This is a genomic window from Gordonia caeni (genome assembly GCF_039537105.1).
Taxonomy (GTDB): domain Bacteria; phylum Actinomycetota; class Actinomycetes; order Mycobacteriales; family Mycobacteriaceae; genus Gordonia; species Gordonia caeni.
In genome coordinates this window covers 134,480-159,551 of the sequence record NZ_BAAAZW010000004.1, presented here as the reverse complement: position 1 = coordinate 159,551, position 25,072 = coordinate 134,480, and the positions used below count along the sequence as shown (strand labels likewise).

Annotated in this window: 24 protein-coding genes; 14 read left to right on the top strand and 10 right to left on the bottom strand. The window is 70.6% G+C overall.

Going from position 1 to position 25,072, the window contains the following annotated elements; genetic code table 11:
* The first annotated feature begins 2 nt into the window (after window positions 1-2).
* The 3 genes from ABD732_RS07825 (at window position 3) to ABD732_RS07815 (ending at window position 2,812) form a co-directional block, all read left to right on the top strand.
* The gene (locus ABD732_RS07825; protein ID WP_344782325.1) at window positions 3-1,043 is read left to right on the top strand and encodes a uroporphyrinogen decarboxylase/cobalamine-independent methonine synthase family protein; all 1,041 of its coding nucleotides are present in this window, start codon (window positions 3-5) and stop codon (window positions 1,041-1,043) included.
* Window positions 1,044-1,147: 104 nt separating this feature from the next.
* On the top strand, window positions 1,148-1,954 hold the full coding sequence (locus ABD732_RS07820; protein WP_344782323.1) for a DsbA family protein: 807 nt from the start codon (window positions 1,148-1,150) through the stop codon (window positions 1,952-1,954).
* Between the two features lie 3 nt (window positions 1,955-1,957).
* Window positions 1,958-2,812, top strand: coding sequence for a cytochrome c biogenesis CcdA family protein (locus tag ABD732_RS07815; RefSeq protein WP_344782321.1), 855 nt, complete (start codon window positions 1,958-1,960; stop codon window positions 2,810-2,812).
* 30 nt (window positions 2,813-2,842) lie between these two features.
* Here ABD732_RS07815 and ABD732_RS07810 read toward each other — a convergent pair whose 3' ends face one another.
* Window positions 2,843-3,244, bottom strand: coding sequence for an MmcQ/YjbR family DNA-binding protein (locus ABD732_RS07810; RefSeq protein ID WP_344782319.1), 402 nt, complete (start codon window positions 3,242-3,244; stop codon window positions 2,843-2,845).
* A gap of 81 nt (window positions 3,245-3,325) precedes the next feature.
* Here ABD732_RS07810 and ligA point away from each other — a divergent pair, with 81 nt between their 5' ends.
* A complete protein-coding gene (gene ligA / locus ABD732_RS07805; protein WP_344782780.1) occupies window positions 3,326-5,365 on the top strand; it encodes an NAD-dependent DNA ligase LigA in 2,040 nt (679 codons plus the stop codon).
* A 5-nt stretch (window positions 5,366-5,370) separates the two neighbouring features.
* Here ligA and ABD732_RS07800 read toward each other — a convergent pair whose 3' ends face one another.
* Both ABD732_RS07800 and ABD732_RS07795 read right to left on the bottom strand, forming a co-directional pair.
* Entirely contained in the window at window positions 5,371-6,036 is a 666-nt protein-coding gene (locus ABD732_RS07800) for an ACT domain-containing protein (RefSeq protein ID WP_344782317.1), read from the bottom strand.
* A 25-nt stretch (window positions 6,037-6,061) separates the two neighbouring features.
* Window positions 6,062-6,415: a heavy metal-binding domain-containing protein gene (locus ABD732_RS07795; protein ID WP_344782315.1), complete on the bottom strand. Its 354-nt coding sequence runs from the start codon at window positions 6,413-6,415 to the stop codon at window positions 6,062-6,064.
* Between the two features lie 92 nt (window positions 6,416-6,507).
* On the opposite strand from ABD732_RS07795, the gene gatC reads away from it, so the two are divergent.
* Together gatC and gatA are read left to right on the top strand one after the other, a co-directional pair.
* Window positions 6,508-6,819 (top strand): Asp-tRNA(Asn)/Glu-tRNA(Gln) amidotransferase subunit GatC, encoded by a 312-nt coding sequence (gene gatC / locus ABD732_RS07790; RefSeq protein WP_344782313.1) that lies wholly within the window; start codon window positions 6,508-6,510, stop codon window positions 6,817-6,819.
* Window positions 6,820-6,824: 5 nt separating this feature from the next.
* The gene (gene gatA, locus ABD732_RS07785) at window positions 6,825-8,312 is read left to right on the top strand and encodes an Asp-tRNA(Asn)/Glu-tRNA(Gln) amidotransferase subunit GatA (RefSeq protein ID WP_425553007.1); all 1,488 of its coding nucleotides are present in this window, start codon (window positions 6,825-6,827) and stop codon (window positions 8,310-8,312) included.
* Here gatA and ABD732_RS07780 read toward each other — a convergent pair.
* Together ABD732_RS07780 and ABD732_RS07775 are read right to left on the bottom strand one after the other, a co-directional pair.
* Complete coding sequence (locus tag ABD732_RS07780; protein ID WP_344782309.1) at window positions 8,279-9,580, bottom strand: alpha/beta-hydrolase family protein; 1,302 nt, start codon at window positions 9,578-9,580, stop codon at window positions 8,279-8,281. The genes gatA and ABD732_RS07780 overlap by 34 nt on opposite strands.
* A complete protein-coding gene (locus ABD732_RS07775; RefSeq protein WP_344782307.1) occupies window positions 9,577-10,122 on the bottom strand; it encodes a hypothetical protein in 546 nt (181 codons plus the stop codon). The genes ABD732_RS07780 and ABD732_RS07775 overlap by 4 nt, the downstream gene beginning before the upstream one ends.
* A gap of 165 nt (window positions 10,123-10,287) precedes the next feature.
* Here ABD732_RS07775 and ABD732_RS07770 point away from each other — a divergent pair, with 165 nt between their 5' ends.
* The 4 genes from ABD732_RS07770 (at window position 10,288) to ABD732_RS07755 (ending at window position 14,147) form a co-directional block, all read left to right on the top strand.
* The gene (locus tag ABD732_RS07770; RefSeq protein ID WP_344782305.1) at window positions 10,288-11,643 is read left to right on the top strand and encodes a sensor histidine kinase; all 1,356 of its coding nucleotides are present in this window, start codon (window positions 10,288-10,290) and stop codon (window positions 11,641-11,643) included.
* 9 nt (window positions 11,644-11,652) lie between these two features.
* Entirely contained in the window at window positions 11,653-12,294 is a 642-nt protein-coding gene (locus tag ABD732_RS07765) for a response regulator (RefSeq protein WP_344782303.1), read from the top strand.
* 141 nt (window positions 12,295-12,435) lie between these two features.
* Window positions 12,436-13,467, top strand: coding sequence for an ATP-dependent 6-phosphofructokinase (locus ABD732_RS07760; RefSeq protein ID WP_344782301.1), 1,032 nt, complete (start codon window positions 12,436-12,438; stop codon window positions 13,465-13,467).
* A gap of 2 nt (window positions 13,468-13,469) precedes the next feature.
* Window positions 13,470-14,147: a DUF5701 family protein gene (locus ABD732_RS07755; RefSeq protein WP_344782299.1), complete on the top strand. Its 678-nt coding sequence runs from the start codon at window positions 13,470-13,472 to the stop codon at window positions 14,145-14,147.
* A gap of 34 nt (window positions 14,148-14,181) precedes the next feature.
* On the opposite strand, the gene ABD732_RS18750 is transcribed toward ABD732_RS07755, so the two are convergent.
* Window positions 14,182-14,454: a PspC domain-containing protein gene (locus tag ABD732_RS18750; RefSeq protein ID WP_425553014.1), complete on the bottom strand. Its 273-nt coding sequence runs from the start codon at window positions 14,452-14,454 to the stop codon at window positions 14,182-14,184.
* A gap of 131 nt (window positions 14,455-14,585) precedes the next feature.
* Here ABD732_RS18750 and gatB point away from each other — a divergent pair, with 131 nt between their 5' ends.
* Window positions 14,586-16,091, top strand: a complete 1,506-nt coding sequence (gatB, locus tag ABD732_RS07745; RefSeq protein ID WP_344782298.1) for an Asp-tRNA(Asn)/Glu-tRNA(Gln) amidotransferase subunit GatB — start codon at window positions 14,586-14,588, stop codon at window positions 16,089-16,091.
* Window positions 16,092-16,115: 24 nt separating this feature from the next.
* Here gatB and ABD732_RS07740 read toward each other — a convergent pair whose 3' ends face one another.
* Entirely contained in the window at window positions 16,116-17,264 is a 1,149-nt protein-coding gene (locus ABD732_RS07740) for a PQQ-dependent sugar dehydrogenase (protein ID WP_344782296.1), read from the bottom strand.
* Window positions 17,265-17,345: 81 nt separating this feature from the next.
* On the opposite strand from ABD732_RS07740, the gene ABD732_RS07735 reads away from it, so the two are divergent.
* Window positions 17,346-18,473, top strand: a complete 1,128-nt coding sequence (locus ABD732_RS07735) for a DoxX family protein (RefSeq protein ID WP_344782294.1) — start codon at window positions 17,346-17,348, stop codon at window positions 18,471-18,473.
* 77 nt (window positions 18,474-18,550) lie between these two features.
* On the opposite strand, the gene ilvD is transcribed toward ABD732_RS07735, so the two are convergent.
* The 3 genes from ilvD to ABD732_RS07720 all read right to left on the bottom strand — a co-directional run bounded on the left by ilvD (window position 18,551) and on the right by ABD732_RS07720 (window position 22,371).
* A complete protein-coding gene (gene ilvD, locus ABD732_RS07730) occupies window positions 18,551-20,395 on the bottom strand; it encodes a dihydroxy-acid dehydratase (protein WP_344782292.1) in 1,845 nt (614 codons plus the stop codon).
* 131 nt (window positions 20,396-20,526) lie between these two features.
* Window positions 20,527-21,864, bottom strand: a complete 1,338-nt coding sequence (mgtE, locus tag ABD732_RS07725; RefSeq protein WP_344782290.1) for a magnesium transporter — start codon at window positions 21,862-21,864, stop codon at window positions 20,527-20,529.
* A gap of 45 nt (window positions 21,865-21,909) precedes the next feature.
* Complete coding sequence (locus ABD732_RS07720; RefSeq protein WP_344782288.1) at window positions 21,910-22,371, bottom strand: PH domain-containing protein; 462 nt, start codon at window positions 22,369-22,371, stop codon at window positions 21,910-21,912.
* Between the two features lie 218 nt (window positions 22,372-22,589).
* Here ABD732_RS07720 and ABD732_RS07715 point away from each other — a divergent pair, with 218 nt between their 5' ends.
* Together ABD732_RS07715 and ilvN are read left to right on the top strand one after the other, a co-directional pair.
* Complete coding sequence (locus ABD732_RS07715; protein ID WP_344782286.1) at window positions 22,590-24,500, top strand: acetolactate synthase large subunit; 1,911 nt, start codon at window positions 22,590-22,592, stop codon at window positions 24,498-24,500.
* Window positions 24,497-24,997, top strand: a complete 501-nt coding sequence (gene ilvN / locus ABD732_RS07710) for an acetolactate synthase small subunit (RefSeq protein WP_344782284.1) — start codon at window positions 24,497-24,499, stop codon at window positions 24,995-24,997. Before ABD732_RS07715 ends, ilvN begins: the two co-directional genes overlap by 4 nt.
* Window positions 24,998-25,072: the final 75 nt, after the last annotated feature.

The following is a 25,072-nucleotide window of genomic DNA, read 5'->3' as shown; positions in this document are numbered from 1 at the left end:
GCGTGAGTGCGCATCCGACGGCAGACGACGGCGCCGGCCGGGATGCCTTCCCGGCCGGGAAGGCCACCGGGGTCGGGTCGATGCCGGGCACCGATCCGAGAGAGGCGGCGGCCGTGGTGGTCGGCGAGCTCGGGCTGCCCCACCTGCCCGAACTGCCGGCCCGAGGGGTCGGTGCCGACCTGATCGGCCGGACCGCCGGGCTCCTGGTGGATCTGCCCGTCGACTACGTGCATCGCACCTACCGGCTGGCCGCCGCACCGACCGCCGAGACCCGCCGCGCCCGCGACTGGCTTCGCTGGGACCTCGACGCGCTCGAGGAGGTGTGGGAGACCGGGGGACTGCGCGGGCAGATCCCCGCGGTGAAGGTGCAGGCCTGCGGTCCGTTCACATTCGCCGCGCACACCGAACTGCGCGGGGGCCACAAACTGGTCCGCGACGCCGGCGCCCTGCGCGAGGTGACCGGCTCGCTCGCCGCCGGTCTGCGGGAGCAGACCGCCGAACTCGAACGGCGCCTGGGCGTGCGCGTGGTGGTGCAACTGGACGAGCCGTCGGTCGGTGCGGTGATCGACGGGACCGTCACCCCGCTCACCCGGCTGGACCCGATCGCGCCGATCCCGGTCGCCGATGTGGCCCACGCTCTCACCGAACTGGCGGAGCAGCTGCACCGTCCGGTGCTGGTGCACGACTGCAGTCCGCCCCGCTGGGATCTGCTGGGGCGACTGGATTCCTGCGCGGTGTCGATCGATCTGACGCTGCTGCGCGAGCGGGACCTGGACCGGCTCGGTGAACTGCTCGACGCCGGCCGCGTGCTCGCGGCGGGCGTGGTCCCGCCCGCCGACCCCGGAATCGAGCCCGGCCGGCTGGTCGACGACCTCGTCGTGCGGCTGGGCACCCTGGTCGACCGGATCGGGCTCAGCCGAGACGTGCTGCGCGAGCAGGTCCTGATCACGCCGACCTGCGGGCTGGCCGGCGCCACCCCGGAGTGGGCACGCACCGCGCTGACCGTCGCCTCCCGGGTGGCCGAAGGCATCGCGACGAGCTGATCGGCCGCGGCGGCACTATGGTCGGGTGCGCGAGCGCGAGCTCCAAGGGGGCGGTGCGGCCGGCGGGGTGAAACCAGCGCGGCGAGACGAAGAGAGTTGGCGAAGTGACAGAGGACGATCAGCAGCCGGAACCGGAGCAGCGGCCGGAGTCGGAGCAGCGGCCGGAGTCGGAGCAGCCGGGTCGCGGCCCGCGGGGTCGGCGGGACCTGCTGATTCTGGTGGCGCTCGCGGTGGTGCTCGCCGGTCTGCTGATCGCAGTGGTCGTGGGACGGGCCGGGGGCGGCGACACCGCTGCACCCGGCCGGGACGGTGCCGCCGGAGGCCCGGCCACCGGTGAGTCCACCAAGATGCTCGGTCCGCTGGGCGACCTGTCCCGACGGACCGAGGGGGATCCGCGCGCTCTCGGCGACGTGGACGCCCCGGTGACGATGGTCGTCTTCTCCGACTTCCGCTGCCCGTTCTGCGCGGAGTACACGCGCGAGATCGAGCCGGACCTGGTGCGCAAGTACGTCGACAACGGGCTGCTCCGCATCGAATGGCGCGACCAGCCGATGTTCGGCGCCCAGTCGGAGCTGGCGGCGCGGGCCGGGTGGGCCGCCGCTGCGCAGGGCCGCTTCTGGCAGTTCGTCGAGAGCGTGCACGGGGCCGCACCGGCCACCGGGCACCCGGATCTGCCGATCGACGTGCTGGTGGAGCACGCGGAGGCCGCCGGGGTCGCCGACCTGGATCGGTTCCGGCGCGAAACCCTCGACGGCACCTACGACGACGACGTCGCCGACGACCTGGCGCCGTCGCAGAAGTACGGGATCATCGGGGTGCCGGCCTTCGTGATCGACGGTGAGCCGATCGTGGGAGTCCGGCCGATCACCACCTTCGAGACCGTGATCGACGAGTACCTGGCGGCCGGCTGAGGCATGGCGGGACAGATCGGGCTCGCCGGAGCCTTCCTGGGCGGCCTCCTGGCCTTGCTGAGCCCGTGTGCGGCGCTGCTGTTGCCGTCGTTCTTCGCCTTCACCTACGACGGGGTGGGCTCGCTGGTCTCGCGCACCGGACTGTTCTTCGTGGGGCTGGTCGCGGTCCTCGCACCGCTCGGCGCCGGCGTGGCCGCACTCGGTTCGCTGTTCACCGTGCACCGGCAGACCGTCACCGCGGTCGGTGCGGTGGTGATCATCGTCTTCGGCCTGGCGATGATCTTCGGCCGCGGCTTCGGCTTCGGCCCGTTGTCCGGGCTCGCCGACCGCGTACAGGTGGCCGGACCGCTGTCGACGATCGCCCTCGGAGCGGTCTACGCCTTCGCCGGATTCTGTTCCGGGCCGCTGCTCGGTGCGGTCCTGACGGTGGGGCTCACCAGCGGGCAACCGGTCTACGGCGCCCTGGTGATGGCGGCCTATGCGGCGGGGATGACGATGCCGCTGCTGGTGCTGGCCGCGCTGTGGCCGCGCCTGGGCCCGCGGTTCCGCCGTGTGCTGCGCGGCCGCGACGTCCGGCTGGGCCGTTTCACCTTCCACACCACCTCGGTGATCTCCGGGATCGCGCTGATCGCGATCGGCGTGCTGATCTGGGTCACCGAGGGCACCGCCTCGCTGGGCGCGCCGGTCGGCGCCGACACCCAGCTGCGCTGGCAGTCCGGGATCGCCGACTGGGCCGGCCGTGTCTCGAACCTGGAGATGGTGGCGGCACTGGTGGCCGTGCTGGTGGTGGTGCAGGCGGTGCGGGTGCTGCGCCGCCGCACGGCGTCACCGGAACCGCCGGCCGGGACCGGCGACTGACCGCCGGCGCAGGAAGCGCGACCGATCCTGTTACGCCTGCTCGGGTTCCGACGGCAGCCGGGCGATGGCCCGCTTCGGCGCCACCTGCCGGAAGCTCGCATCGAGCAGCTCGGCGATCTCGTCCCAGTCACCGTCGGCACTCAGGTCCACGGCCAGCCAGCCGTACGGGCCCAGGTAGGCCGGGACGAAGAATCGCCCGTCCTGTTCCAGTGCGGCCTTCTCGCCGGGGTCGGGGATGAACAGCAGCGCGGTGTCGTGGCGGACCCGCGTGCCCTTCTCACCGCCGCCGTACTGCGCGAACATCCTTCCGCAGCGGAAGACCGGCCGGCCGTGCGAGATCTGCTCAGTGGCTTCGGGCAGTGCCAGGGCGATCTCGCGCAGCCGGAGCAGGAGGGGGTCTTTCTGGTCGAACATGATCGGATGCGGCGGCATTGACCCAGCGTAACGCGCTCGCCGCGGGGGAGAACCACTGTCGCAGCACTGCATTAGGCTTGCTGGGTGACCGATTCCGATATGGCACCCGAGCAGCAGTGGGCGCAGCTCGCCGACGAGATCCGCGACCACCAGTTCCGCTACTACGTCAAGGACTCGCCGATCGTCTCCGATGCCGAGTTCGATGGCCTGCTGGGGCGCCTGCAGGCGCTGGAGGACGCTCATCCGGAGCTCGCGGCCGCCGATTCGCCGACCAAACTGGTCGGTGGCGGCTTCTCCACGGAGTTCACCCCGGTCGACCACCTCGAACGGATGATGTCGCTGGACAACGTCTTCGACACCGAGGAGCTGCGCACCTGGATCTCGCGCACCGAAGCCGAGACGGGCCCGGGCTGCGAGTTCCTCTGCGAACTCAAGATCGACGGGGTCGCGCTGTCCCTGGTGTACGAGAACGGCCGACTGGTGCGCGGAGTGACCCGCGGCGACGGCCGCACCGGGGAGGACGTCACCCTCAACGCCCGCACCATCGCCGACGTCCCGCTGCAGCTGACGCCGTCCGAGGAGTACCCGGTGCCCGCGCTCCTCGAGGTCCGCGGGGAGGTCTTCTTCCGCGTCGCCGACTTCGAGAAGCTCAACGCCTCGCTGGTGGAGGCCGGCAAGGCGCCGTTCGCCAATCCGCGCAATTCGGCGGCCGGTTCGCTGCGGCAGAAGAATCCGCAGATCACCGCGCAACGGCACCTGCACATGATCTGCCACGGCGTCGGGATGATCGACGGCTGGCGACCCACTTCGCTGCACGAGGTCTACCTGGCGCTGGCCGCCTGGGGGCTGCCGGTGTCGGCGCACACCGCGAAGGTCACCGGCGCGCAGGCGATCGAAGACACCGTCGCCTACTGGGGCGAGCATCGGCACACGGTCGAGCACGAGATCGACGGCCTGGTGGTGAAGGTCGACCAGGCCGGGCTGCAGCGACGTCTCGGGTCCACCTCGCGCGCCCCGCGGTGGGCGATCGCCTTCAAGTATCCGCCCGAAGAGGTCACCACCAAGCTGCACGACATCAAGGTGGGCGTCGGCCGCACCGGCCGCGTGACTCCGTGGGCGGAGATGGAGCCGGTCAAGGTGGCCGGATCGACGGTCTCGCGCGCCACCCTGCACAACGCCTCCGAGGTGGTGCGCAAGGGAGTGCTGATCGGCGACACCATCACCATCCGCAAGGCGGGCGACGTGATTCCCGAGGTCCTCGGCCCGGTGGTGGACCTGCGCGACGGCAGCGAGCGCGCCTTCGTGATGCCCACGCACTGCCCCGAATGCGGCGCCGAGCTGCGGCCGGAGAAGGAGAGCGACGTCGACATCCGCTGTCCCAACGCCCACCACTGTCCGGCGCAGCTGCGCGAGCGGCTGTTCCACCTGGCCGGCCGCGGCGCCTTCGACATCGACGCGCTCGGCTACGAGGGCGCCAACGCCCTGCTGACCGGTGAGGTGATCGAGGACGAGGGCGACCTGTTCGCCCTCACCGCCGACGACCTGACGAACACCGCCTTCTACACCACCAAGGACGGCGCGCTCTCGGCCAACGGGCGGCGGCTGCTGCAGCACCTGGAGTCGGCCAAGGACGTTCCGCTCTGGCGGGTGCTGGTGGCGCTGTCGATCCGGCACGTCGGGCCGACGGCGGCGCGCGCCCTCGCCGGAGCGATGGGCTCGCTGGAGGCCGTCGCCGAGGCGAGCCCGGAGGATCTGGCGCAGGTCGACGGCGTCGGCGAGACCCTCGCCACCAGCATCCGCGACTGGTTCGAGGTGGACTGGCACCGGCAGATCGTGGACAAGTGGCGGGCCGCGGGCGTCGCGATGGCCGACGAGGTGGACGAGTCCACCCCCCGCACCCTCGAGGGCAAGACGATCGTGGTCACCGGTTCCCTGAACGACTTCACCCGGGACGGTGCCAAGGAGGCGATCATCGCCCGCGGCGGCAAGGCCTCCGGCTCGGTGTCGAAGAAGACCGACTACGTGGTGATCGGCGATTCACCCGGCAGCAAGGCGGCCAAAGCCGAACAACTCGGCGTCCCGATCCTGGATGAGAACGCCTTCGCCCGTCTGCTGGCCACCGGCGATCCGGAGGCCTGAGCGGCTCAGGCAGGGTGCACCAGACCGGAGATGATCCCGGTGAGGTGTCCCAGCCGCGCCACTTCGCTTGGCCGGAAGTCGGGGCCGCCGACGCGGCCCAGCAGCAGGGCCTTGGTGCCGGTGCCGAGCGGCGCCGCGGCGAGCGTGGTGTCCAGTTCGCGCCAGGGCCCCGGGATCCAGTCGGCGCGGTCGCCGAAGTCGCGCGCAGTGTCCAGCGGCAGCCAGTCCGCCCGCGTCAGGGGCGTCTCCGGGGCGCCGCCGCTGGCGGCCAGCCGGACGGGCTCGTCACCGGAGCGCGTCACCACCATCGCCCACGACACGTGCAGGCTGCGCGGGGCCAGATCGGACAGCACTTGCAGCCGGTCGCCGCGGGCGCCGGCCACCGCGTCGATCAGCTCCAGTTCCTGGTGCAGGTCGAGCTTGCCGGTGAACGGCCGCAGCGAGTCCACCCGCACACCGTCGACGGCTTCGGCCGCGGTGATCAGGGTGTCCGGCAAGGCGCCGCCGGGCAGATCGACCACCACGTCGTCGACGGCGAAGCCGTCACCGCGTTCGACCACCTCGAGGGAACGGATATCGGCGCCCAGCGCACCGAGTTCCACAGCGAGGAGCCCGAGGCTTCCGGGACGATCGGTCAGGGTCACGCGCAGGAGGTACGACACATTTTCCATTATTCGCAGCCTTATTGCCGGGCGGTTACGGCGCCGTTGCCTGGGCCGCGCCGCTTCCCAGGGGCCTCACACCGACCGCGGTGCCGTAGGCGCAGACCTCCACACCGCCGCCGTTGGAGTACTCGGTGGTCTCGAAGCGGAAGGCCACGACGGCGTTGGCGCCCTTGCCCTGTGCCTCCGCGGCGAGCCGGGCGAGGGCTTCCTCGCGGCACTCGTGCAGCAACTGGGTGATGCCCCGCAGTTCACCTCCGGCCAGTGACTTCAGCCCGGCGCCGATATTGGAACCGAGGTGGCGGGAACGCACGGTCAGGCCGAAGACCTCGCCGAAGACATGATCGATCCGATAGCCGGGCAGTTCGTTCGTCGTGACGATGATCATGGCCTCACGCTACTCACGTGAGGGCCGCGACGCGCGAGCCCACGGGCGGGCCCTAGGCTGGTGTCATCGCACGTGTACGAGAGGAACGCCCGATGTCTCCGCAGTCCGAGCCGGCCATCAGCCGCGACGAGGTCGCCCACCTGGCGCGGCTGTCGCGCCTGGCGCTGACCGACGACGAACTCGACCAGTACGCCGCCCAGCTCGATTCGATCCTGGGGCACGTCGCCCAGGTCTCCGAGGTGGCCGCCGACGACGTCCCGCCGACCGCCCATCCGGCCGACCTGCGGCACGTGGTGCGCGAAGACGTCGTCGTTCCCGGCCTCACCGCCGCCGAGGCGCTCTCCGGGGCGCCGGCCGTCGAGCAGGACCGTTTCGCCGTTCCGCAGATCCTCGGGGAGGAATGACCACCGTGAGCACCCGCACCTCGAACGAGGTCACCGGCCTGACCGCGGCCGAACTGGCCGCCAAGATCGCCGACCGCGAACTCTCCTCGGTGGAGGCGACGCAGGCGCACCTGGACCGCATCGCCGAGGTCGACGACCAGCTCGGCGCCTTTCTGCACGTCGGGGCCGAGGCCGCGCTGGAGGCCGCACGCGCTGCCGACCAGGCGATCGCGGCGGGGTCGGCGCCGTCGGCGCTGACCGGTGTGCCGATCGCGCTGAAAGACGTCTTCACCACCGTCGACGCGCCCACCACCTGCGGCTCCAAGTTCCTCGAAGGCTGGACGGCCCCGTACGACGCGACGCTCACCGCGCGGCTGCGCGCCGCCGGCCTGCCGATCCTCGGCAAGACCAACATGGACGAGTTCGCGATGGGCAGCTCCACCGAGAACTCCGCCTACCAGGTGACCCGGAACCCGTGGGACGTCGACCGGATCCCCGGCGGCTCCGGCGGCGGCAGCGCCGCGGCCCTGGCCTCCTACCAGGCGCCGCTGGCGATCGGCACCGACACCGGCGGCTCCATCCGCCAACCGGCCGCGGTCACCGCGACCGTCGGCGTGAAGCCCACCTACGGCACCGTTTCGCGGTACGGCCTGGTGGCCTGTGCCTCGTCGCTGGATCAGGGCGGCCCGTGCGGCCGCACCGTCCTCGACACTGCCCTGCTGCACGAGGTGATCGCCGGCTTCGATCCGCGTGACTCCACCTCGATCGACGTGGCCGTGCCGGACGTGGTCGCCGCCGCCCGCGAGGGTGCCGGCGGTGATCTGACCGGCGTGCGCGTGGGCGTGGTGAAGCAGTTGCAGGGCGACGGATACCAGGCGGGCGTGCTGGAGTCCTTCCAGAAGGCCTGCGAGGTGCTGCGCGGCCTGGGCGCCACGATCGTGGAGGTCGACTGCCCCCACTTCGAGTACGCCCTCGGCGCCTACTATCTGATCCTCCCGTCGGAGGTGTCGAGCAACCTGGCCCGCTTCGACGCGATGCGCTACGGCGTGCGGATCGGCGGCGACGGCGCGCACAGCGCCGACGAGGTGATGGCGCTCTCCCGCGAGGCCGGGTTCGGCCCCGAAGTGAAGCGGCGCATCATGCTGGGCACCTACGCGCTCAGTTCCGGCTATTACGACGCCTACTACGGCCAGGCGCAGAAGGTCCGCACCCTGATCGCGCGCGACTTCGCCGCCGCCTTCGCCGACGTGGACGTCCTGGTCTCGCCGACCACCCCGCAGACCGCGTTCAAGCTGGGGGAGAAGGTGGACGATCCGGTGTCGATGTACCTGTTCGACCTGTGCACCCTGCCGGTGAACCTGGCGGGCAACGCCGCGATGTCGGTGCCGTCCGGTGTGGCGTCCGACTCCGGAATGCCCGCGGGACTGCAGATCATGGCACCGGCGCTGGCCGACGACCGGCTCTACCGCGTGGGAGCGGCCTACGAGGCAGCCCGCGGGCCCGTCGAGGGCTGACTCGACGGGCCGTCCGTGCTCGGGTCGGTACCCAGTTCCAGTCCCTGCTCGGCGCCGTAGCGGTGGCCGTAACCGGACGGTACGTCCAGCGAACCGGCCAGGTCCACGACCGTCGCCAGCAGCGACAGGCCGGGAATCCACGGCGGTTGCGGTGACGGGTGCCCCGCGCTGGAATATCCAGCGCCGGAGTGTCTTTCGCCCGATTGTCCCGCGCCGGAGTGCGCCGGCGGCGGCCGCCACAGCAGCGAGGGGGTCAGGGCGGCGACGGGATCGCTGGCGTTGTTGAGCACCGTCCGGTGCGGAACGCGAGTGGCGTCCCGCCCGCCCGGCAGTCCGGCCAGCACCGTGCCGGCCAGCTCGATTCGACGGATCACGGCCCAGTCGCGGGCGGCCTCGGCTCCGGTCGCCCCGAGACTCTGGCCGTACAGATACACCTGCGGCCGCCGGTCCGGAGCGACGGACCGCACGGCGCGGGAGACCTCGGCGAGCAGGGTGGTCGCGCTCTCACCCGCCCGGTCCGGGGAGCGCAGGTAGGCCTGCCACGACGGGACCGCGTTGTACTGCATCGCCAACACTCGGACCGAGCCGCCGAAGCGGAGGCGTGCACCCTCGACGGCGGCGCCGTCCACCCAGCCCGAGCCGGTGGGCACGGCGATCACCACCGCCTCCCGGTCGAGTCCTCCGGTGCGCCCCCAGTCGGCGACCAGGCCGGCGGCGCGCGTCGCATCGTCGCGCCCGTCGAGCTGCGCGTAATGCAGCAGCGGCGAATCGGGCACATCGGGTGCTGCCGCCTGAGCGGGCACCGCGGGCCCACCCAGGACGATGAGTCCGCCGGCGGCCGCTGCGATGACGGTGCGCCGCAAAGGCATCCAGAGCAGAGCCGCCACCGCCGCTGCGGGAATCACCACTGTCGCGGCCAGCCACGCGGGACCGATCGGCGGCATGCCCATCGCCGCCCGGAGCCCGGCCTGCCACCAGCAGGAGAGAGCCAGGGAACCGGCCCCCACCGCGGATACGATGATCAGCGGGAGTCGCGAGGCTGCGGCACGTGAGGCGGCGGCACGTGAGGCGGGGGCGTCTGAGTCGGGGGTGTGCGAACCCCCGGAGGCCCGGGCGGCGAGCAGGCCGACGAGCATGCCGACGAGCGCGAGGGCGGTGGCGACGACGGCCGAGAGCAGTGTGGTCCTCGGGAGTGCCCCGGGGGTCTGGGCGGCCGACCAGCCGAGGACGGCACCGGTGACGGCCCATGCCCGGCGGCGGTCGATCATCGTCGACCCGCCAGCGTCTCAGCGGTACGGGTCAGCAGACTGGCGGCGATCTGCAGTCCGCTCTCGCCGACCGGCGCCGCACCGCGCTGTCGCCACGTGTTCACCGCGAGCCCGAGACGGCTGGCTTCGGCGGCCGTGTGGCACAGCGGGTTGGTGCACCGCCGGTGCATGTCGCCGATCAGGGCGGCATCCATGCGGGCCCGTGCGCCTTCCGCGACGGGGGTGCCCGTGGCCTCGGCATAGCGGAGCAGGTCGTAGCCGTAGTCGTGGGCCCGGCATGCGCCTTCGAAGCTGCGGGGCAGCGGCACCGGCGACGAGCACGAGCCGGCCGGATTCACCGGGCGGCCGTCCTCGACGACGGGGTGATAGCCGAGGCGGTCGGCGAACCCGGCCGGCGGCGTGGTCGGAGCCGCGACGGTCGGCGCCACAGGCGGGGCCGCCGCGGAGTACCCGAAGTACAGCGCGGCGGGGGCGGCGAGGAGGAGCGCCAGGCACCACAGAATGCGCCGGCGGCGGTCGGTGAGATGAGGAGATCTAGTCATGACGCTGACGCTAGAAATCGGTTCCACCTGCGCGGATCCCGGCAGAGAGGGAATCTCGGGTAGCCGTCCGGGGGCTGCCGGGCGGTCGCCTGGCTCCCGCGAGGGAGAGCGCGATCCCTCCAGCGGGGGACGCACCGGAGGGGTTCGGTGCCTACCGTGAGAGGGATGAAGATCCGTGAAGGTCTGGCCGCCGCCCGTCGCGACCTGCTGACCGTCGACCGGGTGAGCGATCCCCAGCTGCGGGCCTACCTCGGCAACCGGTGGAACTGGCTGGCGATGCTGGCGGCGGTGATCATGACCGCCATCACCTGGCCGGTGCTCGCCGACACACTCGACGTCCCGGCCTATGTGCTGCCCGTCCTCGCGGTCGCCTCGACGCTGCCGCTGCTGGGGATCGCCGCCGGAGGCCGTGCGGTTCGGGTGGGATGGGTGCTCATCATTCTGGCCTCCCTCGCCACCGTGCCTCTGCCGCACGCTCCGGGGCACGCCGACCTGCGGGTGGCGGTGCCGCAGTTCCTGATCCTCATCGCGATGACGCTGGCGGCCCTGTGCACCCAGCGGCTGCGACAGCTTCCGGAGATCTGGCTGGTCACGGCGCTGACCCTGCTGGTCTGTCTGCAGCGGGACATCGCCGTCGGCTGGATCTTCGGGTTGACCGTGATCACGATCGGGATCGCCTTCGTGCGCTACTGGGCGCGTTCGCGCCGGGAGATCGCCGAGCAGACCGAGCAGACCGAACTCGCCCTCGCACGAGAGGAGGTCCTCGCCGAACGGTCGCGGATCGCCCGCGAACTGCACGACGTCGTCGCCCACCGGATGTCCATGGTGGTGGTGCAGGCGCAGACGGCGCGCTACCGGCTGGCCGCCGCCGATCCGTCGGAAGAAGTATCGCCGGCGGTGGCCGGCGAGTTCGAGGCCATCGCCGCTGCCGCGCGGGAATCACTCGACGAGGTCCGCAGCCTCCTCGGAGTGCTGCGCACCCAGGACATCGGGCTCCCGGGCGGCGCCGACGCGCCGCTGGACCCGGCACCCGGCATCGACGATCTCGCCGGGTTGGTCGATTCGGTACGCGCGGTCGGTGTGGACCTCGAGCTGGACGATCGGCTCGACCACGACCGCCTCGGCGCTGCGACCGGACTGGTCGTCTACCGGATCGTGCAGGAGGCACTCAGCAATGCCGCGCGGCATGCTCCGGAGGCCCAGGTGCGGGTGACCCTGGAACCGGATACCGCGACCGGAGCGGTGCACGTCGCCGTCGTGAACCGGGCGCCGACCGGCGGACCGGCCGGCGCAGGCACCGACGGTGAGGGGTTGGGGATTCGCGGGATGACCGAACGGGCCGCCGCCCTCGGCGGCAGTCTGCAGGCCGCACCCACCACCGACGGGGGCTTCGCCGTCACCGCGGTCCTCCCGGCCGCCGAGCACGCTGAACCTCCCGGGCGCACTGAGACCGACGATCATCCGGAGCGACCTGACGATCCAGGGGATCAGGGGCCGGGGGATCCGGGCGCGCGACAGTAGGGTTGAGCCGTGCCGACAACCGTGGTGATCGCCGACGATCAGGCGATGGTGCGCGCGGGCTTCGCGGCCCTGCTCAACGCCGCGCCGGACATCTCCGTGCTGGGCGACGCCCAAGACGGTGCCTCCGCCGTGGAGACGGTGCGCCGCCTGCGGCCCGACGTCGTCCTCATGGACGTGCGGATGCCGACCCGGGACGGCCTGTGGGCCGCCCGGCAGATCATCGAGGCGGGGCTGCCGACCAAAGTCCTCATGCTGACCACCTTCGACATCGACGACTACGTCTATCAGGCGCTGTCGATCGGGGCGTCGGGATTTCTGCTCAAGGACGCCCCCGCCGACGAACTCGTGCGAGCGGTCCGGGTGGTCGCCGCGGGCGACGCCCTGCTCGCTCCGTCGGTCACCCGCCGACTGATCACTGAGGTCACCGCCCGCCGGGGACGCAAGCCCAGCACCGCCGCCGACGTCCTGACGCCGCGGGAACGGGAGGTGCTCACCGTGGTCGCCGACGGCAAGTCCAATGCGGAGATCGCCGCCGAGTTGTACGTCTCCGAGGAGACCGTCAAGACGCACGTGAGCCGGATGCTGACCAAACTCGGACTGCGTGACCGCGCGCAGGCCGTGGTCTTCGCTTACGAGAACGGCCTCAAGTAGCCCGCCGGGCAACCGTGCGTGGGCGCGACCGGCGTGATCGGATTCGCTTGTCCCGGTGGCCGGGTGGTGTCCGATCTGATCGAATGGAGTACCGACCGCCGGTCGACCACACCGCACTCGATCACAGGAGCACGTGAGCAGATGGCCCGATACGGAATTCTCACCTCAGGCGGCGACTGCCCCGGCCTGAACGCAGTGATCCGCGGCACGGTTCTGCAGGGCACCACGGTGCACGACCAGGAGTTCGTCGGCTTCCGCGACGGCTACCGCGGGCTGGTCTACGGCGATGTGATGCAACTCGACCGTTCCGCGGTGCGCGGCATCTCCAAGAACGGCGGCACCATTCTGGGCACCAGCCGGTTCGGTCCCTACTCCGAACCCGACGGCGGTCCGGAGAACATCAAGAAGGTGCTCGAACGCCTCGAGGTGGACGGGGTGATCGCCATCGGCGGCGACGGCACGATGGCCGCGGCCAACCGGCTCCTCGAAGACGGCATCCCGATGGTCGGCGTGCCCAAGACCATCGACAACGACCTGGAAGCCACCGACTTCACCTTCGGCTTCTCCACCGCGGTGGAGATCGCCACCGAAGCCGCCGACCGGCTGCGTACCACCGGCGATTCGCACATGCGGTGCATGGTGCTGGAAGTGATGGGGCGCCACGCCGGCTGGATCGCCATCTACTCCGGCATCGCCTCGGGCGCGCACGTGACGCTGATCCCGGAGGCACCGGAGACGCTCGACCAGATCTGCGACTGGGTCAACGAGACCTGGGCCCGCGGCCGCGGGCCGCTGGTGATGGTGGCCGAGGGTTTCACCCTTCCGGAGATGGACGATGCCTTCTCCAACAAGGGCCTCGACGAGTTCAACCGTCCCCGGCTGGGTGGGGTAGGGGAGATCCTGGCCCCACTCATCCAGGAGCGCACCGGCATCCAGACGCGGGCGACGGTGCTGGGCTACATCCAGCGCGGCGGCGTCCCGACCGCCTACGACCGGGTTCTGGGCACCCGCTTCGGGCAGGCGATCAGCGACGTCATCGCCGACGGGGCGTGGGGGCAGATGGTGGCGCTGCGCGGCACCAAGATCGAGCGGGTGCCGTTCTCCGATGCCGTCGGCCACACCAAGAAGGTCCCGCTCGACTTCTATCGCGGCACCCGCGCGTTGTTCGGCTGACAATGGCTGAGCGCCCGCCCCTGCCGTCCCTCGCCGATCAGGCCGCCGCACTCGTCGACCTGGGGGTGCATGACCTGATCGGCATGCGTCCGGCCGAGTTCGTCTCGCGCGCCACCGAACTCGAGTTCCCGGGTCAGGCGGAGTCGCTGCTCGCAGTGGATCCGGCACTGGCGCCGCCGTCGGTTCTCGCGCCGCTGATGCGGCTGCCGGGCCACGGTGTGCCCGGCGGCAAAGCGGGTTTCGTCGTCGCCGACATGACCGATGTCGACAGTTTCGCGCCGATCGACGGCATCGACGTGCCGGCGGGCCCCCTGTACGCGGTGGCCGCCCCCGACCGCGGCGACGAGTTCGCCGACCGTTCACCGGTCGAGACGCTGCCGGAGATCCTCGCCGCGGGCCGCACACCGCTGCTGCTGAACGAGGCGGTCACCTGGGCGCTGCAGACACCGGCGGTGGTGGAGCCCAATCACTGCTTCATGGCGATCGGCTCCCGGGCCCGCAAACCGGACGGGACGCTGGACTCGCGCACCCCGGCGGTCTGGATTTCCGGGGGCACCGGGCGCGACGGCGCCGAGGCCAAAGGGGCACCGAAGGTCGGCTGGTGCTGGGCCGGAAACCGGCACACCTGGCTGGGCATCGCCTCGGCCGCCGGACGGATCGGCACCCGCACCGCGGAGTGATCCGCCGAGCGGCCGGCACGCCGGCCCGGGACGCTCAGTCCTGGGGGATCACCAGCCACAGCAGCAGGTAGAGCAGCACCTGCGGCCCGGGCAGGATCACCGAGACGACGAAGGCGATCCGGACCCAAGTGGCGTCGATGCCGAAGTACCGGGCCAGGCCGCCGCACACGCCACCCAGCATCCGGTCCGAACGCGACCGGGTCAGCCGGCGTCCGGCACCCTCTGCGGCCGCCGGACCTGCGGGAGGCGAGGCCGCGGGCGACGGGGCGGCGTCCGGGGTGAACGGATTCGGGTCGGGCTGGGGCATGCTCATGGCGTTACCTCCTCGGTTGGTGCCGGCACCGCATCTCGGTGGGCGCTGATTGCAAAACTACGGCGGCGCGGCCCCGGTGCCATCGGGACAATCCCCCAGATCGGCCCCCAGATACGATGGTCGGCATGAGTGTGGCTACCGACGATCTGATGGACTTCGACGCGTGCCTGGAGCGCTTCGACCCCGTGATGGGCATGGAGGTGCACGTCGAACTGGGCACCGCGACCAAGATGTTCTGCGGTTGCCCGGCCACCTTCGGCGGCGACCCGAACTCGCAGGTCTGCCCGGCCTGCCTGGGGCTGCCCGGTTCGCTGCCGGTGGCCAACGCCAAGGCCATCGAGTCGGCCGTCCGCATCGGACTGGCGCTCAACTGCTCGATCCGCGAATCGAGCGTCTTCGCCCGGAAGAACTACTTCTACCCGGACCAGCCGAAGAACTACCAGATCAGCCAGTACGACGAACCCATCGCCTACGAGGGCTACCTGGACGTGGTGCTCGACGACGGCACGCCGTGGCGCGTGGAGATCGAACGCGCGCACATGGAGGAGGACACCGGCAAGTCCTTGCACGTCGGCGGCAGCACCGGCCGGATCCACGGGGCCAGTCATTCGCTGCTCGACTACAACCGGGCCGGGGTCCCGCTGGTCGAGATCGTCTCCAAGCCCATCGAGGGGGCCGGTGAGCGCGCACCCGAGGTGGCGCGCGCCTACGTGACGGCGTTGCGCGACCTGCTGCGCGCGCTCGGCGTCTCCGACGTCCGGATGGACCAGGGATCGCTGCGCTGCGACGCCAACCTGTCGCTGATGGAGAAGGGCGCCACCGAATTCGGAACTCGCACCGAGACCAAGAACGTGAACTCGCTCAAGAGCATCGAAGCAGCGGTCACCTACGAGATGCGGCGGCAGGCCGCCATCCTGGCCGCCGGCGGCGAGGTGATCCAGGAGACCCGGCACTTCCACGAATCCGACGGCACCACCTCGGCCGGACGCCGCAAGGAGACCGCCGAGGACTACCGCTACTTCCCCGAACCCGATCTGCCGCCGGTGATCGCCGAACCCACCTGGGTCGACGAACTGCGCGGCACCCTGCCCGAACTCCCGTGGATCCGGCGCGCCCGCATCCAGACCGACTGGGGCGTCTCCGACGAAGTGATGCGCGACCTGGTGAACGTGGGCGCGATCGACCTGATCATCGAGACCGCCGAAGCCGGCGCCGAACCCGGCGCCGCCCGCAGCTGGTGGGTGTCTTTCCTTGCCCAGCAAGCGAACACGCGGGGCGTGGAGCTGGCCGGCCTGACCATCACACCGGCGCAGGTGGCCGAGGTGATCGCCATGGTCGACGAGGGCAAGCTGACCAACAAACTGGCCCAGCAGGTGGTGGTCGCGGTGCTCGACGGTGAAGGGGAGCCCGCCCAGATCGTCGCCGAGCGCGGCCTGGAGGTGGTGCGCGACGATTCGGCGCTGCAGAAGGCCGTCGACGAGGCGCTCGCCGCCAACCCGGACATCGCCGACAAGATCCGCAGCGGCAAGGTGCAGGCCGCCGGCAAGATCGTCGGCGACGTCATGAAGGCCACCCGCGGCCAGGCCGACCCGGCCCGGGTCAAGGAACTGGTGCTCGCCGCCTGCCAGTAGAGGCAGGGCCCGCGCCGGGCCGGCTCAGTCGTTGTTCTCCGCCGGCGACTCGGGCGAGAACAGCGAGACGATGTCGTTGGTCGACTTCGCCGGCGCACCCGGCACCGACTTGTTGATCGTCGCGATCTGCAGGGACGGGCCGAAGGAGGTCATCCGGCCGACCGCACCGAAGTCCTCTTTGGAGTCGACCGTGCGCGGCTGACCCACCGACGGGCTCGCATTGGTGGGCGCGGCCAGGGAGTCGAATCGGAAGGCGCGCGCCATCGACACGGTGATGATGCCCTCGGCGACGCCGCATCCGGTGATCCCCGGTCGGTCCGCCCACGACCACAGCTTCCGTAGCCCGGCGGGTTCCACCTGCTGCAGGCGGTCGCCCTCCGGGCCGCTGTCGGCCACGTACAGGCGCCCGCTGGTGGGATCGGGGCACAGGGCCACGTTCGAGCCGAGACCCGAGGCGACGACCTTCGGGCGCGGTCCGTCCAGGTTCGGGTCGATGGTGAACAGCTTTCCGGCCAGGGAACCGGGATTGGCCGCGGCCGCCGGATCGCCGGCGTTGCCGGTCGCGACCCGCAGCTCGGTGGGGGAGGCGAAGCTGATCGATCCCATGTTCCCCGTCGCGCCCTTCGGGATGCCGGTGAGGATCGGCTTGATCGAGTCGCCCGGCGCGATCCGCACCACCCGGTTGTCCGAGCCGGTGCTGATCAGCGCGTAGATCAGCTGGTCCTGCAGATACGTGGGGGACAGCTCGAAGTCGATCAGACCGCCGTCGCCGCCACCGTCGACGGGCACCGTGGCCACCACGCGCTGCGGGCCGTACCGCTTGGAGATGATGATCTTGCCGGTGGTGCGTTCGGCGACATAGGTGGTCTTGCCCTCGGGATCGGCGGGACGCACCCCGCTGGTGGTGGCCAGGCAGGTGGCGATCACCGCCGGATTGGGATCGACGCACGGACCGGTGGGCGGCGTCTGCTCGTCTTCCTCGCTGGTCGGAGGTGGCGCGGGAGGTTGCTGCATGCCTCCGCGATCGGGAACCGAACTGAAGGTTCCGGCGCGCGCCGCGCGGTCCTGGTCACTGAAATCGGCGCAGCCGGCCGCGGACAGCACGGTCAGGGCGCCCACGGCGGCGGCCAGGAGTGCGCGGCCGGAAGCGGGCCGGGAGAACGGCAGAGGCATGACCCAACAGTATGCGATCGTTACCAAATCGTCGGGTGGCGATGTCCCGACCGGGGATCGGGCGCACCTACAGTCGGAGACGTGAGTAGTACAGACGACACCCGTCCGCCGCGGCGCCCGCAGCCCGACCGGGATTCCTTCTACGACCAGCATGCGCGCAACCCCGCGCCGGTCACCGGGGACAAGGCCGGCGAGAAGGCGGGCGCCGAGAACGACGAGACGGTGCTGCCCGAGACGGTCATCCTGTCCGACGGCGACGCACTGCCGACCGTCCAGATCAATCAGGGCGAGCCCGAACCCGAGCCGGCGGCGAAGGCCGAAGCCAAGGCGCCGAGGTCGAGCGCCACCCGCACCGACGTGCGCTCGGGCTCCGACGCCGTGGTGACCGAGCCGTTCGTCGACGTGGACGAGGACGCCACCGACGAGACGGCCGCGGCCCAGAAGCGGCGGGCGGCCGAGCATCTGACCGCCGACCCGCTGCCCTACATCGAGCCGCAATACACCGGGCAGCACACCGCGCCCTTCGCCGCCGACGAGGAGATCCTCCCGTCCGAGCCGGCCGCGGCGTACTCGGAGGTGCCCGGCGGCGTGCACCACTACGACGACGAGCCGGCCACCGCCGTGGCGGTCGCCGAATCCGCCCGCCGCGGCACCGTCGACCTGGGCCTGCTGATCCTCCGCGTGGTGGTGGGCCTGGTCTTCTTTTTCCACGGTCTGCAGAAGCTGACCACCTGGTCGTGGATCGACGGCTCCGGAATCGACGGGTTCTCCGCGTTCCTGGCCAACAACGCCGCCGGCGCCGACGCCGCGCTGGGCTTCGACCCCGACGTCACCCGCACGCTGGCCATCGTGGGCGGCATCTCCGAAACCGTCGGCGGTGCGCTGCTGATACTCGGCCTGCTGACGCCGATCGCGGGCTCGGCGGTGCTCGGCGTCATCATCGTCGCTATGACCTATAAGGCCACCCTCGCCGGGGGCGTCTGGTTCTTCACCGCGCAGGGCGGTGGCGGCATCGAGTTCGAGATCGTGCTCGCCGCCGCGGCCATCGCGCTGATCCTCTGCGGACCGGGCACCTACTCGATCGACCGCCAGTGGGGCTGGTCTCGCCGGCCCGCCTGGGGCTCGGCCGCCTGGCTGATCATCGCCGTCGCCGCCGCGATCGCGATCTGGATCGTCTTCAACGGGGCCAACCCGTTGGCCGCCACCTGACCGCACCCGCGATGCGTTGCGCCCGCCCAGACCATCAGGTCCGGGCGGGCGCAGTGCGTTCGCAGGTGCCCGCGGGGCTACTCGACCAGGCGGACAGCGCCCTTGTCGGCGGAGGAGGCGAGTTTGGCGTAGGCGCGCAGCGCCTTCGACACCGTGCGCTGCCGATCCTTCGGCTGCCACGGATGCTCGGAGGCCTCCATCTTGGCGCGCCGGTCGGCCAGCGTCTGATCATCGACCAGCACCTTGAGGGTACGGCTGGCGACGTCGATCAGGATCTCGTCGCCGTCCTCGATCAAGCCGATGGCGCCGCCGGCCGCGGCCTCCGGGGAGGCGTGCCCGATCACCAGGCCGGACGAGCCGCCGGAGAATCGGCCGTCGGTCACCAGACCGCACACCTTGCCCATGCCGGTGCCCTTCATGAACGCGGTCGGGTGCAGCATCTCCTGCATGCCCGGACCGCCCGCGGGCCCCTCGTAGCGGATCACCAGCACCTCGCCGGCCTGCAGTTCCTTCGACAGGATCGCGTGGACCGCGTCCTCCTGGCTCTCCACCACGCGCGCTGGCCCCTGGAAGTGGAACAGGTCCTCGCTGATACCGGCGGTCTTGAGCACCGCGCCGTCCTCGGCGATGTTGCCGTGCAGCACACACAGGCCGCCTTCGACCGTGTAGGCGTGCTCGAGGTCTCGGATGCAGCCGCCGGCGGCGTCGGTGTCCAGCGAATCCCACCGGTTGGACGTGGAGAACGGCTCGGTGGTCCGCACGCCGCCGGGGGCGGCGTGGAACAGTTCGATCGCCTCGTCGGTGGCGGTGCCGCCGCGGATGTCCCAGTCGGCGAGATGCCGGGCGAGGGACTCCGAATGCACCGAGCGCACATCGGTGTTCAGCAGGCCGGCACGGTTCAGCTCACCGAGGATGGCGGGGATGCCGCCGGCCCGGTGGACGTGCTCCATGTAGTAGTCCGGGGAGTTGGGTGCGACCTTCGCCAGGCACGGAACGTTGCGGGAGATGCGGTCGATGTCGGCGAGGCCGAAGTCGATCTCGGCCTCCTGCGCCGCGGCCAGGATGTGCAGCACGGTGTTGGTCGATCCGCCCATCGCCACGTCGAGGGCCATCGCGTTCTCGAACGCCTCCCGCTTGGCGATGTTGCGCGGCAGGACCGACTCGTCGTCGTGGGTGTAGTACTGCTCGGCGAGTTCGACGACCACTCGTCCGGCCTTCTGGAACAGCTCGCGGCGCGCGACCTGGGTGGCCAGGGTGGAGCCGTTGCCGGGCAGCGACAGTCCGAGGGCTTCGGTGAGGCAGTTCATCGAGTTGGCGGTGAACATGCCCGAACAGGAACCGCAGGTGGGGCAGGCAGACCGCTCCACCTCGAGGAGTTCCTCGTCGTTGACGGAGCTGTCGGCCGACGCGATGATCGCATCCACCAGGTCGGTGCCCGGATGGACGACGCCGTTGATCACCACCGAGGTGCCGGCCTCCATCGGGCCGCCGGAGACGAAGACGGTGGGGATGTTCAGGCGCAGGGCCGCGTTCACCATTCCCGGAGTGATCTTGTCGCAGTTGGAGATGCACACCAGGGCGTCGGCGGTGTGCGCATTGACCATGTACTCCACCGAGTCGGCGATGATCTCGCGAGACGGCAGCGAGTACAGCATGCCGCCGTGGCCCATGGCGATGCCGTCGTCGACGGCGATCGTGTGGAACTCGCGGGCGACGCCACCGGCCTCCGTGATCGCCTCGGCCACGATCTCGCCGACATTCTTGAGATGCACGTGGCCCGGCACGAACTGGGTGTAGGAGTTCGCGATCGCAATGATCGGCTTGCCGAAGTCGTCGTCGGTCATGCCGGTGGCGCGCCACAGGGAGCGCGCGCCGGCGGCTTCCCGGCCGACGGTGGTGGTGCGAGACCGCAGGGCTGGCATCGTTACCTCGCTAATCGCAGTGAAGGGGCTGCTTGCAGTGATGGGCTGGGACCGAAAGATCGGTACCGGGCCCGAGTTTACGCGCGGCCGGCAGCGCGACCCACGGGCGGCGGGTCCGGGGAGTGCGCCGGTCAGATACCGAGGACGGTCTTGGCGATCATGAAGTAGATGATCAGACCGGTGGCATCACAGAACGTGGAGATGAACGGGGTGGAGAAGACGGCCGGGTCGACGCGAACGGTCTTGGCCAGCAACGGCATCAGGCCGCCGACCGTGGCGGCCATGGTGCACACCGAGACGATGGTGAGACCGATCACCACACCGATGTCCAGGCCGTAGATCGCCGAGGCGACTGCGAGCCCCACCACCCCGAGCGCGGTGCCCATGGTGAAGCCGACGCGGATCTCCTTACCGGCCACCCGGCCGGCATCGCGCGGACTCACCTCGCCGGTGGCCAGCGCGCGGGTGACGGTGGTGGCGGCCTGCGACCCGGTGTTGCCGCCGATGCCGGTCAGCAGCGGGATGAACAGCGCCAGCGCCACCTTCTGCTCCAGGGTGCCCTCGAAGATCTCCAGGACGTTCACCGTCAGGATCGCCGAGACCGCCAGGACGAACAGCCAGACCACGCGCGACCGGGTGATCGCGAAGATCGACGCGTACAGGTACGACTCGCGCAGCGGTTCGCGGGCACCGGCGCGCGCCTCGTCGACGTCGCGCGCGGCGTCGACGATCTCGATCGCATCGTCGAGGGTGAGCACACCGACCAACCGGTCCTCGGCATCGACGACGGGCATCGCCGAGATGCCGCGGTCGACGCAGCGTTCGGCGGTGGTCTCCGCGTCGTCGAGGGCGTGCGCGAAAATCGGGGTCTTCGCGATCGGCCCGATCGTCTCGTCCGTCCCGGCCAGGAGGAGGTCGCGCAGACTCACGACGCCGACGAGCCGGCGGGAGTGGTCCACCACCGGCACGATGTAGATCGATGAGACCTGGTGGCCGCGCGCCTTCACCCGGTCGAGCACCTGCTCGGCGTTCTCGTCGGTGAAAGCGTGAATGAACTCCGGGCTCATCCGGCGGCCGACCGAGCCGCGCGGGAATCCGAGCACCACGGCGGTCAGCTCGCGTTCCTCCCTCGAGAGGCTGCGCACCAGTTGCTTGGCGATCGTCGCGGGCAGTTCGTCGAGCAGTTCGGCGCGGTCTTCGGGCTCCAGGTTGTCGAAGGCCTCGGCCACGTCGGCGGTGCCGAGCTCGTGGATCAGTTCGGCCTGGGCGGCGGCGTCGAAGTCGTCGAAGACCTCGACCGCCTGGTCCTTGTGCAGCAGCCGGAAGCCGATGGTGCGCAGGTGCGGTGGCATCGCTTCCAGTAGCGCCGCCGCCTCTTGCGGGGCGAGGGCCGTCAGGATCGCCGAGGCCTCAGTCAGATTCTTCTCGCGCAGGGCCGAATCCAGGGCGCGAGTGGGGGTTGCGGGCATGGCTCGATTGTGGACCACCGGTCCGGGGTTGTCGCGCCCGGCGGGTCAGTCGTCGTCGGCGGCCGATCCGGTGCTCTGCGCGGCCGCTTCGGCTTCGCGGGCGGCGGCGTACGGATCGGGCACCCGGCCGCCGGAGATCGCCGACAGCACCGGCAGATCGGCGAAGGCCACCGCGCGAAGCCGCACCGACGTGCCGTCGGTGCGCACGGCGCGCACCGCAGACCACTTCGGGAAGCGCAGGCCGGCCACCTCGTCCCACGACAGCGTGGTGGTGCCGAACGTGTCCACCGCGGTCAGCCCGTCGGCGTCGGCGACGGTCCGCACCCGGTGGATCCACCAGATCTGCACGATCGGCAGGATCAGCGTCCAGCTGAACCAGGTGATCGACACGCCCATCATCATCACGGCGACGATCAGGGTCACCAGAACGGTCAGGTAGGCCAGCCGCGAGATCACGAAGGTCGCGGACTCCGGTTGCTCGGCACGGGTGGGGGTGGGTTCGGACACGGCACCATTGTGGCACCCGGACCGGATTTGACGTGGCTCGGACCGCTGCCTTACCTTGTGACGGTGATGAATCAGAATCTTCTCGTAGTAATCGGTCGGCGCGTCAACGCCTGATCGGTCACTTCGCAGACCTTTCGAACTTCATCGACGCGCCCCTCGCACAGCCTTTGCTGTCGGGGGTTTTTTCTTGTCAGGACTACCAGGATGAGGATCGTGCAGTGAGCACTCCAACAGCCCGCGGGTCGGCTCGGCCGCAGTCGCCGTCCACCGAATCTCTGCGCTCGGGCGCCATCGTTCCCCCGGAACGGGTCACCGGCGCTCAGTCCGTCGTGCGAACTCTCGAAGAGCTCGGCGTCGAGGTCGTCTTCGGGATTCCCGGCGGTGCTGTACTCCCGGTCTACGACCCCCTCCTGGACTCGTCGAAGGTCCGCCACGTGCTGGTCCGGCACGAGCAGGGCGCCGGCCACGCCGCGACCGGCTACGCGCAGGTCGCCGGCAAGGCAGGCGTCATGATGGCCACCTCCGGTCCGGGCGCCACCAACCTGGTGACGCCGCTGGCCGACGCCCAGATGGACTCGGTCCCGGTGGTCGCGATCACCGGTCAGGTGGGGCGCGCCCTCATCGGTACCGATGCCTTCCAGGAGGCCGACATCTCCGGCATCACCATGCCGATCACCAAGCACAACTTCCTGGTGAGCACTGCCGCGGACATCCCGCGGGTCATCGCCGAGGCGTTCTACATCGCCGAGAGCGGCCGTCCGGGCGCCGTCCTGGTCGACATCCCGAAGGACATCCTGCAGGCGCAGACCACGTTCTCCTGGCCGCCGCAGTTCGAGCTGCCCGGCTACCGTCCGGTCACCAAGCCGCACGGCAAGCAGGTCCGCGAAGCGGCCCGCCTGATCGCGCAGGCCGAGAAGCCGGTGCTGTACGTCGGCGGCGGCGTCATCCGGGCCGAGGCGTCCGAGGAACTGCGTGAGCTCGCCGAGCTGACCGGGATCCCGGTCGTCACAACCCTGATGGCGCGCGGCGCCTTCCCCGACAGCCACGACCTGCACATGGGCATGCCCGGCATGCACGGCAGCGTCGGTGCCGTCGCCGCGCTGCAGGGCAGTGACCTGCTGATCACGCTGGGCGCGCGGTTCGACGACCGGGTGACCGGCCGGCTGGACTCCTTCGCCATCGGTGCCAAGGTGATCCACGCCGACATCGACCCCGCCGAGATCGGCAAGAACCGCGAGGTGGACGTGCCGATCGTCGGCGACGTCGGCAACGTGATCGTCGACCTGATCGAAGAACTGCGCAACGACGAGTCCACCGGCGGCCGGCGTGCCGACCTGTCCGCGTGGTGGACGTACCTCGACGGGATCCGCAAGACCTACCCGCTGAGCTACGACAAGCAGTCCGACGGCTCGCTGTCGCCGGAGTTCGTCATCGAGGAGCTCGGCAAGGCCGCCGGTCCGGACGCGGTGTACTGCGCCGGTGTCGGCCAGCACCAGATGTGGGCCGCACAGTTCGTCAAGTACGAGAAGCCGCGCACCTGGCTGAACTCCGGTGGCCTGGGCACCATGGGCTACTCGGTTCCCGCGGCGATGGGGGCCAAGGCCGCCGCGCCGGAGGCCGAGGTCTGGGCCATCGACGGCGACGGCTGCTTCCAGATGACCAATCAGGAGCTGGCCACCTGCGCCATCGAGGGCATCCCGATCAAGGTGGCCCTGATCAACAACGGCAACCTGGGCATGGTCCGCCAGTGGCAGACCCTGTTCTACGACCAGCGCTACTCGAGCACCGACTTGTCGACCCATTCCCGGATGATCCCGGACTTCGTCAAGCTGTCCGAGGCGCTGGGCTGCGTCGCCATGCGGGTGGACCGCGAGGAGGACGTGGCCGAGGCCATCGCCAAGGCGCGCGAGATCAACGACCGCCCCGTGGTGATCGACTTCATCGTCGGCAAGGACGCCCAGGTGTGGCCGATGGTCGCCGCCGGCTGCGGCAACGACGAGATCATGGCGGCCCGGGACATCCGGCCGCTGTTCGACGACGACGAGTCGGCCGGCGACACCCCGCCCGAGCTCGCAGAAACCCTGCTGCGTCCGCGCGACGAGGCACCGGAAGGGAGTGACTCGCTGTGAGCACCCATACGCTGAGCGTCCTGGTGGAGGACCGCCCGGGCGTGCTGGCCCGCGTGAGCGGCCTGTTCTCGCGCCGCGGATTCAACATCGAGTCGCTGGCCGTCGGCCCCACCGAACTCAAGGGCATGTCCCGGATGACCATCATGGTTTCCGTGGACGACTTCCCCCTGGAGCAGGTCACCAAGCAGCTCAACAAGCTGGTGAACGTGATCAAGATCGTCGAGCAGGACCCGGAGAACTCGGTGTCCCGCGAGCTGATGCTGATCAAGGTGCGGACCGATGCGACCAACCGCGCCGAGATCGTCGACGTGGTGAACCTCTTCCGCGCCAAGGTGATCGACGTCGCGCCGGAGTCGGTGACCGTCGAGGCCACCGGCACCTCCGACAAGCTCGAGGCACTCCTGCGGATGCTCGACCAGTACGGTATCCGGGAGATCGCCCAATCGGGCGGGGTCACCCTGGGCCGGGGACCCAAGAGCATGTCGGCCCACCGCTGACGCAACAATCAAGTAACCGACAACACAACACACCACGCCGCACCGCTCCGGTGGGGCACACGAAGGGAATTCACC